This window comes from Nesterenkonia sp. E16_10, assembly GCF_017347085.1.
Lineage (GTDB): Bacteria > Actinomycetota > Actinomycetes > Actinomycetales > Micrococcaceae > Nesterenkonia.
This window is the reverse complement of record NZ_JADPSA010000001.1, coordinates 88773-104740: the sequence shown is the minus strand read 5'-3', so window position 1 is coordinate 104740 and position 15968 is coordinate 88773. Positions and strand designations below refer to the sequence as shown.

13 protein-coding genes are annotated in these 15968 nt (G+C 68.9%); 9 read left to right on the top strand and 4 right to left on the bottom strand.

The features are described from left to right. Positions 1–89: 89 nt before the first annotated feature. From I2487_RS00470 to I2487_RS00450, 5 genes are all read left to right on the top strand, one after another. Positions 90–437: a PTS sugar transporter subunit IIB gene (locus tag I2487_RS00470; protein WP_207169846.1), complete on the top strand. Its 348-nt coding sequence runs from the start codon at positions 90–92 to the stop codon at positions 435–437. Next, positions 434–706, top strand: coding sequence for an HPr family phosphocarrier protein (locus I2487_RS00465; protein ID WP_207169845.1), 273 nt, complete (start codon positions 434–436; stop codon positions 704–706). The genes I2487_RS00470 and I2487_RS00465 overlap by 4 nt, the downstream gene beginning before the upstream one ends. Beyond that, the gene (ptsP, locus tag I2487_RS00460) at positions 706–2364 is read left to right on the top strand and encodes a phosphoenolpyruvate--protein phosphotransferase (protein WP_207169844.1); all 1659 of its coding nucleotides are present in this window, start codon (positions 706–708) and stop codon (positions 2362–2364) included. The genes I2487_RS00465 and ptsP overlap by 1 nt, the downstream gene beginning before the upstream one ends. A 96-nt stretch (positions 2365–2460) precedes the next feature. Then, a complete protein-coding gene (locus I2487_RS00455; protein ID WP_207169843.1) occupies positions 2461–4503 on the top strand; it encodes a PTS mannitol transporter subunit IICBA in 2043 nt (680 codons plus the stop codon). A gap of 131 nt (positions 4504–4634) precedes the next feature. Further along, positions 4635–5777, top strand: coding sequence for a mannitol-1-phosphate 5-dehydrogenase (locus tag I2487_RS00450; protein ID WP_207169842.1), 1143 nt, complete (start codon positions 4635–4637; stop codon positions 5775–5777). 115 nt (positions 5778–5892) lie between these two features. On the opposite strand, the gene I2487_RS00445 is transcribed toward I2487_RS00450, so the two are convergent. The 4 genes from I2487_RS00445 to I2487_RS00430 form a co-directional block, all read right to left on the bottom strand. Continuing rightward, positions 5893–7767: an acetyl/propionyl/methylcrotonyl-CoA carboxylase subunit alpha gene (locus I2487_RS00445; protein ID WP_207169841.1), complete on the bottom strand. Its 1875-nt coding sequence runs from the start codon at positions 7765–7767 to the stop codon at positions 5893–5895. A gap of 91 nt (positions 7768–7858) precedes the next feature. Further along, the gene (locus I2487_RS00440) at positions 7859–8503 is read right to left on the bottom strand and encodes a Maf family protein (protein WP_207169840.1); all 645 of its coding nucleotides are present in this window, start codon (positions 8501–8503) and stop codon (positions 7859–7861) included. Beyond that, positions 8500–8937 carry an acyl-CoA carboxylase epsilon subunit gene (locus I2487_RS00435; protein WP_207169839.1) on the bottom strand — a complete coding sequence of 146 codons (438 nt, stop codon included), beginning with the start codon at positions 8935–8937 and terminating at the stop codon, positions 8500–8502. The genes I2487_RS00440 and I2487_RS00435 overlap by 4 nt, the downstream gene beginning before the upstream one ends. A 14-nt stretch (positions 8938–8951) precedes the next feature. Beyond that, entirely contained in the window at positions 8952–10535 is a 1584-nt protein-coding gene (locus tag I2487_RS00430; RefSeq protein ID WP_207169838.1) for an acyl-CoA carboxylase subunit beta, read from the bottom strand. 179 nt (positions 10536–10714) lie between these two features. On the opposite strand from I2487_RS00430, the gene I2487_RS00425 reads away from it, so the two are divergent. From I2487_RS00425 to I2487_RS00410, 4 genes are all read left to right on the top strand, one after another. Continuing rightward, on the top strand, positions 10715–11758 hold the full coding sequence (locus I2487_RS00425; protein WP_207169837.1) for an SDR family oxidoreductase: 1044 nt from the start codon (positions 10715–10717) through the stop codon (positions 11756–11758). 138 nt (positions 11759–11896) lie between these two features. Continuing rightward, positions 11897–12973: a biotin--[acetyl-CoA-carboxylase] ligase gene (locus tag I2487_RS00420; protein WP_207169836.1), complete on the top strand. Its 1077-nt coding sequence runs from the start codon at positions 11897–11899 to the stop codon at positions 12971–12973. A gap of 757 nt (positions 12974–13730) precedes the next feature. Then, the gene (locus I2487_RS00415; RefSeq protein ID WP_207169835.1) at positions 13731–14306 is read left to right on the top strand and encodes a PH domain-containing protein; all 576 of its coding nucleotides are present in this window, start codon (positions 13731–13733) and stop codon (positions 14304–14306) included. Continuing rightward, positions 14299–15873, top strand: coding sequence for an adenylate/guanylate cyclase domain-containing protein (locus I2487_RS00410; RefSeq protein WP_207169834.1), 1575 nt, complete (start codon positions 14299–14301; stop codon positions 15871–15873). Before I2487_RS00415 ends, I2487_RS00410 begins: the two co-directional genes overlap by 8 nt. The last annotated feature ends 95 nt before the right edge of the window (positions 15874–15968 follow it).

Below are 15968 nucleotides of genomic sequence, written 5' to 3'. Positions count from 1 at the left end.
TCCTCCCCAGCGGAAAGAACTCTCGGCCCCAGGCCGGTGCAGTGTGCCCTGAATCACTGCACAATCGAGGAGGAAGGAGAGTGCGATCAATGGAGATCCTGGTGGTCTGCGGTGCTGGCGCGTCCAGCACCTTCGTGGCACAGCGCCTGAAGCTGGCGATGCGCCGCTGCGGCGTCCCCTACGCGGTGCGCGCCGGAAATCAGGCCTCCCTGCTCCATGATCTCGACTCCGCGGATCTGATCCTGCTCGGCCCGCACCTCGCGGACTCGCTTCAGGACATCCGAGGACTCACCGCGCCGGCAGGCACCGTGGTGAGGCTCCTTCCTGAAGACATCTACACCGACCTCGAGGGCACCAGCGCCCTGGCGCTGATCCTCGAGGTCTTCCCCATGCCCGACGCGGCTGCCGCCGCATCAACCCGAAAGGGACTCTCATGAGCTCCACTCGCACTGTCACCGTCGCCTCCTCGCAGGGACTGCACGCCCGTCCGGCCAAGCTGTTCGTCGAGGCCGCCCAGGCCTCCGGCGCCCAGGTGACGATCGCCAAGGGCGAGAAGTCCGTGAACGCGGCCAGCATCCTCGGGGTGCTCTCGCTGGGCGTGGAGCGCGATGACCAGGTGCTGCTCACCGCCGAGGGTGAGAACGAGGAGCAGACCCTGGACAGCCTGGAGACGTTCCTCACCACCGACCACGACGAGGCCTCCTGATGCCGGAGCTCTCCGGGATCGGCGTGGGAAGGGGCATCGCTGCGGGGCCTGTGGCCCGGATGTCCCCTCCTCCGCCAGCACCTGCCGACGAAGCCTCCGCGCTGAGCGCCGAGGCTGAGACGCAGCGTGTGCAGGGGGCGGTCGCCGAGGTGGCTGCCGAGCTGGAAGCCCGCGGTCGCACCGCTGGCGGCATGGCACGCGACGTGCTTGAGGCCCAGGCCATGATGGCCCAGGACCCCACCCTGCATGACGCGGTCGCGACTCGGCTGCAGGCGGGCAAGACCGGCGAATACGCCGTGCATGAGGCCTTCGCTGAGTTTCGCGCCACGCTCGAGGAGCTCGGCGGCTACCTCGGCGAGCGCGCCTCAGACCTCTCCGACGTCTCCCAGAGGGTGATCGCCAGCCTGCGCGGGCTCCCCGCCCCCGGCGTGCCAGACCCCGGCCACCCGTTCATCCTGGTGGCCGAGGATCTGGCCCCGGCAGACACCGCGCTGCTGAACCTGGACCAGGTCCAGGCCCTGGTGACCATCCAGGGCGGTCCCACCTCGCACACCGCGATCCTGGCGCGCGAGAAGTCCATCACCGCCATCGTCGGTGTCGCCGAGGCCGAGAGCCTCACCGAGGGCCAGCAGGTGATCGTCGACGCCGGAGCCGGCACCGTGATCACCGATCCCAGCCAGGAGCAGCTCGACGAGGCCCAGGCCCGCCGCGCGGCACACGCCGCACAGGCCACGGCACCGATCACCCCCGGCGCCCTGGCAGACGGCACCGCGGTGCCGCTGCTGGCGAACCTCGGTTCCGCCAAGAGCACCGAGAAGGCCGTGGCGCTCGGTGCCGAAGGCGTGGGGCTCTTCCGGACCGAGTTCCTGTTCCTCAGCGCCGACGAGGCGCCCTCGGTGCAGGAGCAGCGCGAGGCCTACCAGTCGGTGCTCGAGGCCTTCCCAGGCCAGAAGGTCGTGGTCCGAGCCCTCGACGCCGGTGCTGACAAGCCGCTGAGCTTCCTCAACGACGCACACGAGGAGAACCCGGCACTGGGACTGCGCGGACTGCGCGCACTGATGGCCAATGAGCAGATCCTTCGCGACCAGCTCACGGCCCTGGCCCAGGCCCAGGAGAACACCGAGGCCGATGTCTGGGTGATGGCTCCGATGGTCTCCACCGTGGAGGAGGCCGAGGCGTTCACCGCCCTGGCCAAGGAGCACGGTCTGGCCACCGCAGGGGTCATGGTGGAGGTTCCCTCCATCGCACTGATGGCCGATGAGCTGCTCTCGCGCACCGACTTCGCCTCGATCGGCACCAACGACCTGACCCAGTACACGATGGCGGCCGACCGGCTGCTTGGTTCCGTGGCGTCCCTGCAGGATCCCTGGCACCCCGCGGTGCTGCGGCTCATCCGTACAGTCGGCGCGGCGGGCATCGCCTCGGAGAAGCCGGTCGGAGTCTGTGGCGAGGCCGCCGCGGATCCGCTGCTCGCCGTCGTCCTGGTCGGGCTCGGCGTGAACACGCTGTCGATGTCCCCGGCCGCGCTCGCCGAGGTGCGCGCCGAGCTGAAGCTGCACACCTTGGAGCAGGCACGCTCCATCGCGGCCGCCGCGCTGACCGCCGCCACGGCGGCGCAGGCCCGGGAAGCCGCGCAGGGGGCGGCGCAGAAGTCCTGAACCACCCGCTGAATCACTCCTAACTGGTCTCTCAGCAGAGGGTCCACCACCTTGGACGCACCACAAGGGGCGTCACCATAAGAAAGAGGCTCCGTCATGACAACGGTGTCAGCTGAGACGAAGGATCGGGGCGGCGCACGTGTGGCCGTCCAGCGATTCGGCTCATTCCTATCGGGCATGATCATGCCCAACATTCCAGCCCTGATCGCCTGGGGCGTCATCACCGCACTGTTCATCGAGGTCGGATTCCTGCCGAACGAGGCACTCGCCTCGATCGTGGACCCGATGATCCACTACCTGCTGCCGCTGCTGATCGCGATGCAGGGTGGCCGAATGGTCTATGAGGGCCGCGGCGCCGTGGTCGGCGCGATCGCCACCATGGGCGTCATCGCCGGCTCCGACTGGCTAGTCGCCGAGTTCAATGCCGCGCTTCCCGAGGGTGCCGACACACTCAACCCGGTGCATATGTTCATCGGCGCCATGATCATGGGCCCGCTCGGTGCTTATGCGATCAAGGCGTTGGATGGGCTGTGGGAGAACAAGATCAAGTCCGGCTTCGAGATGCTGGTGAACATGTTCTCCGCGGGGCTGGGCGGTCTGTTGCTGGCCATCGCCGGCTTCTACTGGGTCGCGCCGGTGATCAACGCTCTCATGGAGGTCATGGGCAACGGTGTGCGCTGGCTGATCGAGACGAACCTGCTGCCGCTGACCTCTATCATCATCGAACCGGCGAAGGTCTTCTTCCTCAACAACGCCATCAACCACGGAGTGCTGACCCCGCTGGGCGTCGCGGACGCGGCCGAGAACGGCAAGTCGATCCTCTTCCTGCTCGAGGCCAACCCCGGCCCCGGCTTCGGGGTGCTGCTCGCTTTCACCATCTTTGGCACCGGCGTCGCACGCGCTACCGCCCCTGGCGCTCTGCTCATCCAGTTCGTCGGCGGCATCCACGAGGTCTACTTCCCCTATGTGCTGATGAAGCCGGCGCTGCTGCTGGCAGTCGTCGCCGGCGGCGCCACCGGCGTGGGCACCAACATGGTCTTCGACTCCGGTCTGCAGTCAGCTGCGGCACCAGGCTCGATCATCTCCGTGATGCTGCTGACCGCCCCGGGCTCCTACGTGGGTGTCACCCTCTCGGTGATCCTCTCCGCGGGTGTCACCTTCGCCGTCGCTGCGGCGATCCTGCTCGCCAGTCGCAAGCGCGACCTCGAGATGGAGGTGGACAGCTTCTCCGCCGCGGTGGCCAAGACCGAGGCCAATAAGGGCAAGTCCTCCTCGCATCTGGCGAACCTCTCCGCTGCGACCCAGGTCCCGGCACAGAAGATCACCAACGTGATCTTCGCCTGCGACGCCGGCATGGGCTCCTCCGCCATGGGCGCCTCGGTGCTGCGCAAGAAGATCAGCGGCGCCGGCATCGAGGGCGTCACGGTCACCAACAAGGCCGTCGCCTCGCTGCCCGGCAACGCTGACCTGGTCATCACCCAGCAGCAGCTCACCGATCGGGCACGGGCCAAGGAGCCCCAGGCGGTGCATGTCTCCGTGGACAGCTTCATGAACGCACCGGAGTACGACGACGTCGTCACGCTGATTCGCGAGAGTGAGGCCAACGCCTCGGGCTCCGGTTCGGTGGCCGGCGCCGATGACACCACGGAATCACGCGAGTCCTCCGCCTGGGGCGTCGCCACGGACACCCGGGTGCGCAGCGAGGCACAGATCCTCACCCGCTCACAGGTCCGGATCCACTCCGGTTCCGCCAGCCAGGACGAGGCGCTCACCGAAGCCGCCGAGATCCTCGGCGCGGCCGGCGCGGTGACCGGTGAGTACCTCTCGGCCATGAAGGAGCGCGAGGCCACGGTCTCCACCTACATGGGCAACGAGCTGGCCATCCCGCACGGCACCAACGACGCGAAGTCAGCGATTCTGGCCTCGGCCCTGTCGGTGACCCGCTACGACGGCGGCGTGGACTGGTCCGGGGAGACGGTCACCTTCGTGATCGGCATCGCCGGGGTCGGCGACGAGCACCTCGAGATCCTCTCCAAGATCGCGGAGCTCTTCTCCGACGAGGCCGAGGTCGCCAAGCTCAAGCGGGCCTCCTCCGAGGAGGAGCTGCTGGAGCTGCTCTCGGCGGTCAACGCGGGCTGAGTCCGCTGACACAGGTGCCTGCGGGCATCCGTTGAGTCGAAGGGGGTGTGTCACGGGATCACCCGGTGGCGCACCCCCTTCGACTCTGTACACACGACATGAATCTGAGCACTCAATCTTCGGGAGTCAACATGCTGGCAGTCCATTTCGGTGCGGGAAACATCGGTCGAGGCTTCGTAGGAACCCTGCTGCACGAAGGAGGCTACGAGGTGGTCTTCTCCGACGTCGCCGCACCTCTGGTGGATGCACTCACAGCAGCGGAGAGCTACACCGTCCATGAGGTCGGAGCCGGGGGCGTGGACCGGCAGGTGACGAACTTCCGGGCGATCAACAGCGCGGAGCACCCGCAGACGGTCGCCGCCGAGGTGGCCGCAGCCGATGTGGTCACCACCGCGGTGGGCCCGGCCATCCTGAAATTCATCGCCCCGCATGTCCTCGCCGGGCTGCAGCAGCGTCCCGCCGAGGCCAAGCCGCTGCAGGTGATGGCCTGTGAGAACGCGTTGGGCGCCACCGACACCCTGCGTGGGCACGTGCAGGAGCTCGCTGGGGACCAGTGGGAGCAGCTCTCCGCCCGAGCGGTCTTCGCCAACACTGCGGTGGACCGGATCGTCCCGGGACAGCCCGCCGACGGGGGAGTCGACGTCACCGTGGAGCCGTTCTATGAATGGGCCATCGAGGCCGGTCCGTTCGGTGCCGACCGGCCTCACATTCCTGGCGCCCATTTCGTGGAGGACCTCGGACCGTATATCGAACGCAAGCTCTTCACCGTGAACACCGGGCATGCCGCTGCGGCGTATCTGGGCTTCCGCGCCGGACGCAGAAAGATCGCCGAAGCGCTGGCCGATGAGACCGTCTTCGCCGGAGTCCGGGCGGCACTTCAGGAGACCTCGGCGCTGCTGGTGGCCAAGCACGGCTTCGCCGCCGAGGAGATGGCGGCCTACCGCGAGACCATCCTGGAGCGCTTCCGTAACCCGGAGCTGCCCGACACCGTGGACCGGGTGGGCCGGCAGCCGCTGCGCAAGCTCTCCCGGAACGAACGGCTCGTCGGTCCTGCGGCGGAGGCCGAAGAGCGCGGGCTGAGCGTGGCGGGGCTGCTCGCCGTCGTCGAGGCTGCACTGTACTTCGAGTCCGCCGCCGATGAGCAGACCCAGCAGCTGCAGAAGCTGCTGACCGAGCTTGACGCCGACGCACTGACCACCCAGGTCACCGGGCTGCGGCCGGAGGATCCGCTCTACGGCAGGGTCCGCGAGCTGGTCGCCGCGCGGCAGGGCTAGCGGCGGGGCCGCGAGGAGCGTCCTCCACCTGCCCCCGCTCCTGCCCCCTCTCCCGCGGCCTCGACAGACGGACCGTGGGGTGGGGGCAGGCTGGGGGATCGCGGGGTGGGGAGGCTCAGTCGACGATGCTGGCCACGACCTGGCCTGCGGTCACGGTGGACCCGGCCTTGGCCTTGAGCCCCTTGAGCCGGCCGGCCTTATGCGCCGTGATCGGCTGTTCCATCTTCATCGCCTCCAGCACCAGCACCAGGTCCCCTTCGGCAACCTTGGAGCCGTCCTTCGCGGCGACCTTCACGATCGTGCCCTGCATCGGTGAGGTCAGGTCATCACCGGAGACCGCAGCGGCGGAGCTGCTGCGTGACTTGCGCCGCTTCTTGCCCCCGGCGGGCTTGCCGCCGAGCTTGCCGCCGGCCAGCGCGGCGGGCAGGTTCACGGTGATGCGCTTGCCGTTGACCTCCATGACCACCGACTCGCGCGGCTCCTCGTGGTCATGGGCCGGGTGCGCCATCAGCGCGTTATACGGCGGGATCTGGTTGTCGAACTCGGTCTCGATCCACCGGGTGTGCACGTGGAAGTTCTCCGGGGCGGAGGCCCGGCGTCGAGCCAGCCGCTCGGCGGCCTGGGAGACCGGGCTGCCGGAGCCTGCCGTCGCACCGGGTGCAGAGGCGGGCTGGGCGGCCGGAGCCAGCTCCGGGGCGAAGGCGGGGTCTTCGAGCACCGCGCGGTGGAAGGGCAGCACCGTGGGCATGCCCTCGATCTTCATCTCCTTCAGCGCACGCCGGGCCCGGCGCAGCGCCTGCTCCCGGGTGGCGCCGGTGATGATGACCTTCGCGATCATCGAGTCGAAGGCCCCGGAGATGGTCTCCCCGGCGTGGACGCCGGAGTCCACCCGGACCCCGGGTCCGTGCGGCAGGTCGAAGGTCTCCAGGGTGCCCGGTGCGGGCATGAAGTTCCGGCCCGGATCCTCGCCGTTGATCCGGAACTCGATGCTGTGTCCGCGGATCTCAGGGTCCTCGTAGCCCAGGCGCTCGCCGCGGGCGATCCGGAACTGTTCCCGGACCAGGTCGATACCGGTGACCTCCTCGGAGACCGGGTGCTCGACCTGCAGCCGGGTGTTGACCTCCAGGAAGCTGATGGTGCCGTCCTGACCGATGAGGAACTCGCAGGTGCCGGCGCCGACGTAACCGGCCTCGCGCATGATGGCCTTCGAGGCCCGGTAGAGCTGCCGGTTCTGCGCCCGGGTCAGGAACGGCGCCGGAGCCTCCTCGACGAGCTTCTGGTTGCGCCGCTGCAGCGAGCAGTCGCGCGTGGAGACTACGACGACGTTGCCGTGTTCGTCGGCCAGGCACTGGGTCTCGACGTGGCGTGGGGAGTCCAGGAAGCGTTCGATGAAGCATTCGCCGCGGCCGAAGGCGGAGACCGCCTCACGCACCGCGGATTCGAAGAGCTCGGCGATCTCGTCACGTTCGCGGACCACCTTGATGCCGCGTCCGCCGCCGCCGTAGGCGGCCTTGATGGCCAGCGGCAGCCCCTGCTTCTCGGCGAAGCGCATGACCTCCTTGGCATCCTTGACCGGCTCCTTGGTCCCCGGTGCCAGCGGCGCGCCGACCCGTTCGGCCAGCTGCCGCGCGGAGACCTTGTCCCCGAGGGTGTCGATCGCCTTGGGAGGGGGACCGATCCAGGTCAGTCCGGCGTCGATCACGGCCTGGGCGAACTCGGCGTTCTCGGAGAGGAACCCATAGCCCGGGTGCACGGCGTCGGCGCCGGTGGCGCGGGCCGCGGCGAGGATCTTGGGGATGCTCAGGTAGCTCTCGGCGGCGCTGGCGCCGCCGAGCGCATAGGCCTCGTCGGCCATGCGCACATGCACCGAGTCACGGTCCGGGTCGGCATAGACGGCGACGGCGGCCAGCCCCTCATCCTGGGCGGCGCGGATCACGCGGACGGCGATCTCGCCGCGATTGGCGATCAGGACCTTGGTGAACTCGGTCATGGTTCCTCTCTCTGCTTTCGCTGTCACCCACCTTGGCTCGGTGGGTCTGCAGGTGCGGGAAGTGCCGCCCCTGGGGTGTCTCAGGTGTGGCTCACCGCGGAGGCGGAGACCACAGGTCGATGATGGAATGGCCCAGTTCGGCGAGCATCGAGTGCAGCGCCTCCGGGGAGACTCCGATGACGGAGAGGTGATCGCCCTCGATGCGGTCCACGAAGGCTGAGCCGCGACCGTCGATGGTGAACCCCCCGGCGCAGTTCAGCGGCTCCCCGGATTCCGCATAGGCCTGGATCTCGGCGTCGCTGGGCTCCCCGAAGCTGACCCGGGTGGAGACCGTGCGCTGGGCTCGGGCGCCGGTGGCGGCGTCGACCAGGGCGTGGCCGGTGTGGAGCACCCCGGTGCGTCCGCGCATCTGCTTCCAGCGCTGCACCGCCACGTCGACCTCATAGGGCTTGCCATAGCTGACCCCGTCGAGCTCGAAGACCGAGTCGCAGCCCAACACCATCACGGAGGGCCGGCTGTTGATGCCAGGCAGGTCCGCGACGGCGGCGGCCTTCAGGTCAGCCAGCAGCTGAGCCTCCAGGGCCGGGGTGAGCTGCTCCTCGCCGAGCTTCTCCTGAGCGGCCGCCACCGCGGCGGGCTCGTCCACATCGGAGACGCGCACGGTGAAGCGCACATCGGCCTGGGTCAGGATCCGGGCACGGCTGGTCGAGGCGGAGCCGAGGATCAGGCGGGTCATCGCAGGCCCGCCGCATGCTTCCAGGAGTCCGGCCCCGGGCGTCCCCACAGGCCGAGCCGACGGCGTCGCTGCAGGGTGCGGTCACTGGGCCCGGCGCTGCCGGCGCCGTTGTGCTCGACCTCCGGGGACCCGGCGAGGGTGCCCAGCACGGCGGTGACCGCGGCGAGCTCTTCATCGGTCAGGGAGCCTCCCGCCAGCTGCAGGTCCGAGCCCGCCGGATCCGTCAGGTCCTCGGCATCCGACTCAGCGTCGGAATCCGACTCGGGCTCAGAGTCCTCCCGGTTCTCCGCGTCCTGCCGGTTCTCGGAGCCCTGCTCTGCCTCGGCGGGCGTCACGGGATCGGCCGCCCCGACCGTCTCGGACCGGTCGGTCGAGTCGGTGGCCGCAGCGTCGGTCCCGGGGACCGGGTCGGTGCTCAGAGTTGCGTGAGTCATGGTCTGAAGCCCTTCTAGAGCGGAATGTTTCCGTGCTTCTTGGCCGGCAGCGCCTCACGCTTGTGCTGGGTGGCGCGCAGCGCGTTGGCGATCTGCCAGCGGGTCTCCGCCGGTTCGATCACCGCGTCGATGTACCCCAGCTCGGCCGCCTGGTAGGGATTGAGCAGCTCGGCCTCATAGTCGGCGATCAAGGATCTGCGCCGGCCCTCCACGTCCCCACCGGACTTCTCCACCGCCGCCAGGTCGCGGCGGTAGAGGATGTTCACCGCGCCTTGGGCGCCCATCACGCCGATCTGCGCGGTGGGCCAGGCCAGGTTCACATCCGCGCCGAGCTTCTTGGAGCCCATCACGATGTAGGCGCCGCCGAAGGCCTTGCGGGTGATCACCGTGATCTTCGGGACCGTGGCCTCGGCGTAGGCGTAGAGCAGCTTGGCCCCGCGCCGGATGATCCCGTTGAACTCCTGGTCGGTGCCGGGCAGGAAGCCCGGGACGTCCACCAGGGTCAGGATCGGGATGTTGAAGGAGTCGCAGAAGCGGACGAACCGGGCGGCCTTCTCGGAGGCGGCGATGTCCAAGGTGCCGGCGAACTGCGTGGGCTGGTTCGCCACCACCCCGACCGAGCGGCCCTCCACCCGGCCGAAGCCGATGCTGACGTTGGGCGCGTAGAGGCTCTGCAGCTCCAGGAAATGGCCCTCGTCGAGGATCTGCTCGATCAGGATCCGCATGTCGTAGGGGGCGGAGGAGGAGTCTGGGATCAGCGCGTTCAACGCCTCGTCCCCAGCCTCGATCTTGGGCCGCTCCTCGTGGTCCTCGATGGGCGCCTCGGCCAGGTTGTTCAGCGGCAGGAACTCCAGCAGCTCCTTGGCGAACTCCACCGCGTCGGCCTCGTCGGAGGCCATATAGGCCGCGGTGCCGGTGACCGTGGAGTGCGAGCGTGCTCCGCCCAGGGTCTCCATATCGACGTCCTCACCGGTCACGGACTTGATGACATCGGGTCCGGTGATGAACATGTGCGAGGTCTTGTCCACCATGATCACGAAGTCGGTCAGCGCGGGGGAGTAGGCGGCGCCGCCCGCGGCAGGGCCCATGATCAGGGTGATCTGCGGGACCACGCCCGAGGCGTGGACGTTGTTCCGGAAGATGTCGGCGAACATCGCCAGCGAGGACACGCCCTCCTGGATGCGCGCGCCGCCGCCGTCGTTGATCCCGATCACCGGGCAGCCGTTGCGCGCGGCGAACTCCTGGACCTTGACGATCTTCTCGCCGTTGACCTTGGAGAGGGAGCCGCCGAAGACGGTGAAGTCCTGGGAGTACACCGCGACGAGCCGGCCGTCGATGGTGCCGTAGCCCGAGACCAGGCCGTCGCCCAGCGGGTGGCGCGTCTCCATCCCGAAGGAGGTGGAGCGGTGCACCGCCATGGCGTCGAGCTCGACGAAGGAGTCCGGGTCCAGCAGCATGTCGATGCGCTCCCGGGCGGTGTTCTTCCCGCGGCTGTGCTGCTTGGCCACGGCTTCCTCCCCGGCAGGGGCATGGGTCTTGTCGCGTCGCCGGCGGAAGTCTGCCAGTTTGCCGGCGGTGGTGGTGAGATCTGACGTCATGGCTGCGCGGTGGCACCTTTCCGATCGCAGGCTGGAGGAAGTCCACAATTCAGCGGCCAGTCTATCCACGGCAGAGGGTGGTTCCGCTGTGGACTCTCTACAAAAAGCCGGCCCGGACTTGCAGGCTTGGACGGAGCTGCCTGCTTCCACCCGTGGTTACTCACCGGTAGTGTGCTGCTATGACCCAGTTCACAACGTCTGAGCCCGCCGCCGACACCAACCCCGACACCGATACCCACACCGATCCCGCCGCCACCGGACCGGCCGAGCGCGCCGGGAACCTCAGGGGGCGGACTGTTCTGATCTCCGGCGGGTCCCGCGGCATCGGACATGCCATTGCGGTCGCTCTGGCCGCCCGCGGTGCGAATGTGGCGCTGCTGGCCAAGACCGACACCCCGCACCCGAAGCTCGCCGGCACCGTCCACACCGCGGTCGAGGACATCCGTGCGGCCGGCGGCCAGGGACTCGCCGTGGTCGGCGATGTGCGCCGCGACGAGGATGTGCTCGCCGCCGTGGAGCGCACCGTGGAGACCTTCGGCGGGATCGACATCGTCATCAACAACGCCTCCGCGATCGACCTCTCGCCCACCGAGGTGCTGGACATGAAGCGCTACGACCTGATGCACGACATCAACGTCCGCGGCACCTTCCTGCTCTCCAAGACCGCGGCCCCGCACCTGCGCACCAGCGCCGCGAAGCACCAGGCCGCCGCGGAGGGCGCGGCGGCAGACGCCGTCTCCTCAAAAGGCTCCGAGCCGGGCTTCACCCCGCAGATCCTGACCCTCTCCCCGCCGCTGGCGCTGAGTTCGGCCGGGCTGGATCCGGTCTGGCTGGGCCGGCACCTGGGCTACACGATGTCCAAATACGGAATGTCGATGACCACCGTGGGCCTGGCCGCTGAGCTCGAGCCCGACGGCGTGGCGGTGAACTCGCTCTGGCCCGCCACCTATATTGACACCGCAGCGATCCGCAACCTCGCCGCGCTCGCCGGTGAGCAGGGCGAGACCATGATCCGTGGGGCCCGCCGCGTGGAGATCGTGGCCGACGCCGCTGTGGCGCTGCTCTCCGGGCAGGTGAGCACCCCCGGGGCCGATGGGACGCCGCACCCGATCAGCGGGGCCTTCCTCACCGACGAGCAGGTGCTGCGCCAGCTGGGCGTCGAGGACTTCACCGACTATGCGGTGGACCCCGAGGCCGAGCTGATCCCCGACGCCTTCCTCTGAGCCTGCGACCCCGGCTGAGCCTGCGACCCCGACGGCGACTGCGACCCCTGCTGCCACCACGACTGTCACCGCGGCTGCCCCAACCGCTGCGCTGCGGCTGCGCGGCGAACCCAGGATCCGGTGGCTTAGCCTGAGCTGATGACCGCCGCACTGCCACCACTCGACGACGCCCTGCTCGCCCGGCGACTCCTCAGCGAGGCCGGAGGGGCCTACGCGCGGATCCAACGGGTGGAGTCCGTCGGTTCCACCAATGAATGGCTGACTCGAGCGCTGGCCGCCGAGACGCAGGCGCAGCCGGGCTCGCACTCGGACACGCCGCCGCGACGGCAGGTTCCGACGGCGTGGCCGCACCTCTCGGTGCTCACCGCGGAGGAACAGACCGGCGGCCGCGGCCGGCTGGGGCGCGCCTGGAGCTCGCCGAAAGGGGCGTCTCTCTCGACCTCGATCGTGCTGCGCCCGCAGCTGGCGGCGGAACACCTGGGCTGGCTCTCGATGCTCGCCGGTCGGGCACTGGTGGACACGCTGCGCCAGGACTTCGGACTCGATGCCGCAGACCAGCGCGCGGTGCTCAAGTGGCCCAATGACGTACAGGTGACCCAGACCGAGGGGCCGGAGAAGAAGATCAGCGGGATTCTCGCCTCCGCCGTCCCCGGGCGCCCCGCAGCGCCGGGCACCGTCGTGCTGGGAGTCGGGATCAACGTGCTGCTCACGCCCGAGCAGCTCCCCATCGAGGGCTCCACCTCGGTGCTGATCGAACTGCGCCGCCGCGCGGCGCAGCTCGACCCGAGGCTCGCTGAGAGCGCTCAGGGGCCGGAGGGCCAGGGTTCGGCTGCCCAGGGACCGGAGAGCCAGGAGCCCGGGGCGCTGCGCACCGAGCTGCTGTGCTGCTTCCTGGAGCGCTTCGCGGATCTCTTGGGCCCCGTCGAAGCGGCTGCGCGACGGGCTCCCGAGACGGTCTCGGAGGTGCTGGTCACCATGGTGTCCCAGGTGCTGAGCACCCTGGGTCAACAGGTCCGCGTGGAGCTCCCCGACGGCAGCGCCGAGCGCGGAGTGGCGCAGCGGCTGACCTCCCAGGGGGCGCTCCAGGTGGAGGTCACTGCCCGGCGCGCCACCACCGAGCAGGGATGGCAGTCCTGCATGCCGGAGCCCAAGGCCTTCTCGGCCGGCGACGTAGTTCATCTGCGTCGTTTCGATCCATTCGGCATCAGGGATTAATTAGAATTAGAAATAATGGGACCTGTTGAAATACTGGGCCACCGTGCATATTATGTTGAACGCACGAGATTATACGGTTGATAATGATTCAAAACTGGTTTTGGAGTTGAGACTCATGAAGAAGCGAATAATATCGATGTTCTCCGCAGGGGTCCTTGGAGCTGGAGCGATCTTCGGTGCAGCGGCGCCTGCCAGTGCCGCGGACTGGGCTGGTGGCGGGGTTGATAACCCACCCAACGTCATCACCCACTACCTCCCCAATGAAGAGGTTGTAGCGGCTCACAATGCCGGTTCATTGGGTCGCGTGGCATGCACCCGACTTCCAGCTGGCTACAGTCATGCCTGCCAGGTCGCCTACACGTTGCAGTGGCCCAGTGAATTCTCGGACGCCGTGTACCGAGGGTGTGACCTGTACCAGCGCACAACCGTTAATACCGGGGACTCGATGTCTTGGAATCGGTCGTCCACGACCTATACCCCGATCAACTGCAGCCGCTGAGCAGACCGCTTGGACCTGTCTGGCTGAGGAGTCACCTGTGGCTCGATTGAGCCGAATGCAAGATTCAGCGGTCAGTGCACGCCAGGCAGTTCTCTGGCCATGCAGGTGGCACGAGCGGGATCCCGAACTATTCAGCTTGTGGGCCTCCCGGACGAACCCCAGGGCTGTGCCGGTAGACTGGCGATCGACATCGGCACTACTGGCGCGCCCTGGGCTCAGGGGGCGTGGACGAAGACCGGCAGGAGGCTGTGGCTCACGATGAAGCTCAAGCTGGTCGACGGCGAACAGGTGGTCATCCGGACCCGCGCGCACTACCGCGCGCTGCTGCCCGCCCTGCTGAACCTGCTCGTCACCGTGACGGTGATGAGCTTCCTGCTGGGCTATATCTCCCGGGCCGACCAGCCCGCGTTCGTCGAGCACTACCAGCACATCGGGGTCTTCCTGATCTGGGCGGGCGGACTCCTCGCGTTCGCGTTCGGCACGCTCAAGCCCCTGCTGAGCTGGGGCAACCGCATGACCTACCTGACCAGCCATCGCCTGGTGCAGAAGAACCTGCTGGGGGCCGCCCAGGCCAGCGTCGTGCCGCTGGGGCTGCTCTCCGAGGTGCAGCTCAAGCAGTCCCGCATCCAGTCCATGTCCGAGGCTGGGGACCTGATCCTGCTCCACGGCGCCTACGGCCAGCACCAGCGGACCCGGCTGTCCAATATGCCCGATGCCGCGCACTTCCAGACCGTCATCGCCGAGGAGCTGGGTGAATACCGGCGTCACGTCGCGGCGCAATACGCGAACCAGGCTCCTGCTCCTGGAGGATACGGAGAGGCGCACTATGCCTGAGAACCCGCCAGGACCCGACCGCAGACCGGTCTACCTCGGCGGCGAGGACACCGACGCCTCATGGCGGGCGGTGCGCTACACGCCTCCAGGAGCCAGCCGCGGACTCGAGCTCAGCGGCGAGCCCACCCGTCTCACCCCGGAGGCCGCCGGATCGGCCGAGGCGGCGGGAGCCGCGGCGCCGCCCGCCGAGGTGTCGGCGCACTACTCTGCCGCCGAGCTCGAAGCCGCCCGCCAGGACTGGTCGGACTTCAATTCTCCGCGGCTGCAGGGTCAGGTCCGCCAGACCGTGCTGCAGGAGGCGGGGGAGAGCAGCATCACCGACGGCCCCGACCTCGCCGTCCCCGTCGAAGGACTGGCCGACCGGAGCGCCGGCCGCGCGGACCGCGAGGCGCCCGACGGGCGCGACGCCCAGTTCGAGAGCGCCGGGGCCGCCGCCGCGACGAGTCGGAGCGCCACGCCGCTCACCGGCCATGAGCGTGCCCCGGAGACCGCCGCGATCCCGATCCCGAGCATGGAGCAGCGGGAGTGGCACCGGACCATCCGGGAACTGGAACACCGGCTGCTCGGGGCTGAACGCACCCTGACCTACCGGGAGATGGCGCATCAGCTGGGCGTCTCCACCCGATCCGCCCGCCGGCTCTGGCGGGCGCTGGGCTTCCCCAACCTCGACGACGACGTCAAGGCGTTCACCAAGACCGACGTCGAGGCGCTGGCCACAATGATCGAGCTGGTCCGGGACGGGCACCTCAACGAGGAGACCGCGATCTCGCTGACCCGCTCGGTGGGTCAGATGACCGACCGCATGGTGGTCTGGCAGATCGAGGCCCTGGTGGAGGACAAGATCGCCAACGGCCAGCTCTCCGACGCCGTGGCGCGCACCCAGGTCGTGGGGACGCTGCCCCAGCTGATCGAACCGATCCAAAAGCTCATGGGCTACACCTGGCGCCGCCAGCTCTCGGCGGCCCTGCAGCGGCTCACCGTCCGGGTCGAATCCGGGCTGGCCGCCACCGCGCACGGACGCACCGGCGCCGAGGACGACGCCGCCCTGCCGCTGGCCCGCGCCGTGGGCTTCGCCGACCTGGTCTCCTATACCTCGCTCTCCCGGCAGATGAACGAGCGCACCCTGGCCCATATGGTGCAGCACTTCGAGTCCAAATGTGCCGAGATCATCTCCATCGGCGGCGGCCGGCTGGTCAAGACCGTCGGGGACGAGGTGCTCTACAACGCCGAGACCCCCGAGGCCGGCGCCGAGATCGCGCTCGCCCTGGCCGAGTCCATCGCCGCCGACGACGTCCTGCCCGAGGCGCGGGTCTCGGTGGTCTGGGGACGGGTCCTCTCCCGGATGGGGGACATCTACGGACCCACCGTGAACCTCGCCGCCCGGCTCACCTCACTGGCGGATCCGGGCACGATCCTGGTGGACCAGGTCACCGCCCAGACGCTGGAGTCCAATCCCGACTATCTGCTGGTGCCGCAGCCGCCCCGGATCGTGCGCGGCTTCGGCGAGGTCCAGCCCAATATGCTGCTGCGCGGCCAGGGCGCCGGGATCGTCACCGAGCGCCGCTGACCCGACCCGCGCCGAGACCCGGTGCTCACGACGGCAGCGCTCGAACCGTGCGCGACCCGCGCCCGAGTGGAGCGAAACGCGCCCTATCGTCACCA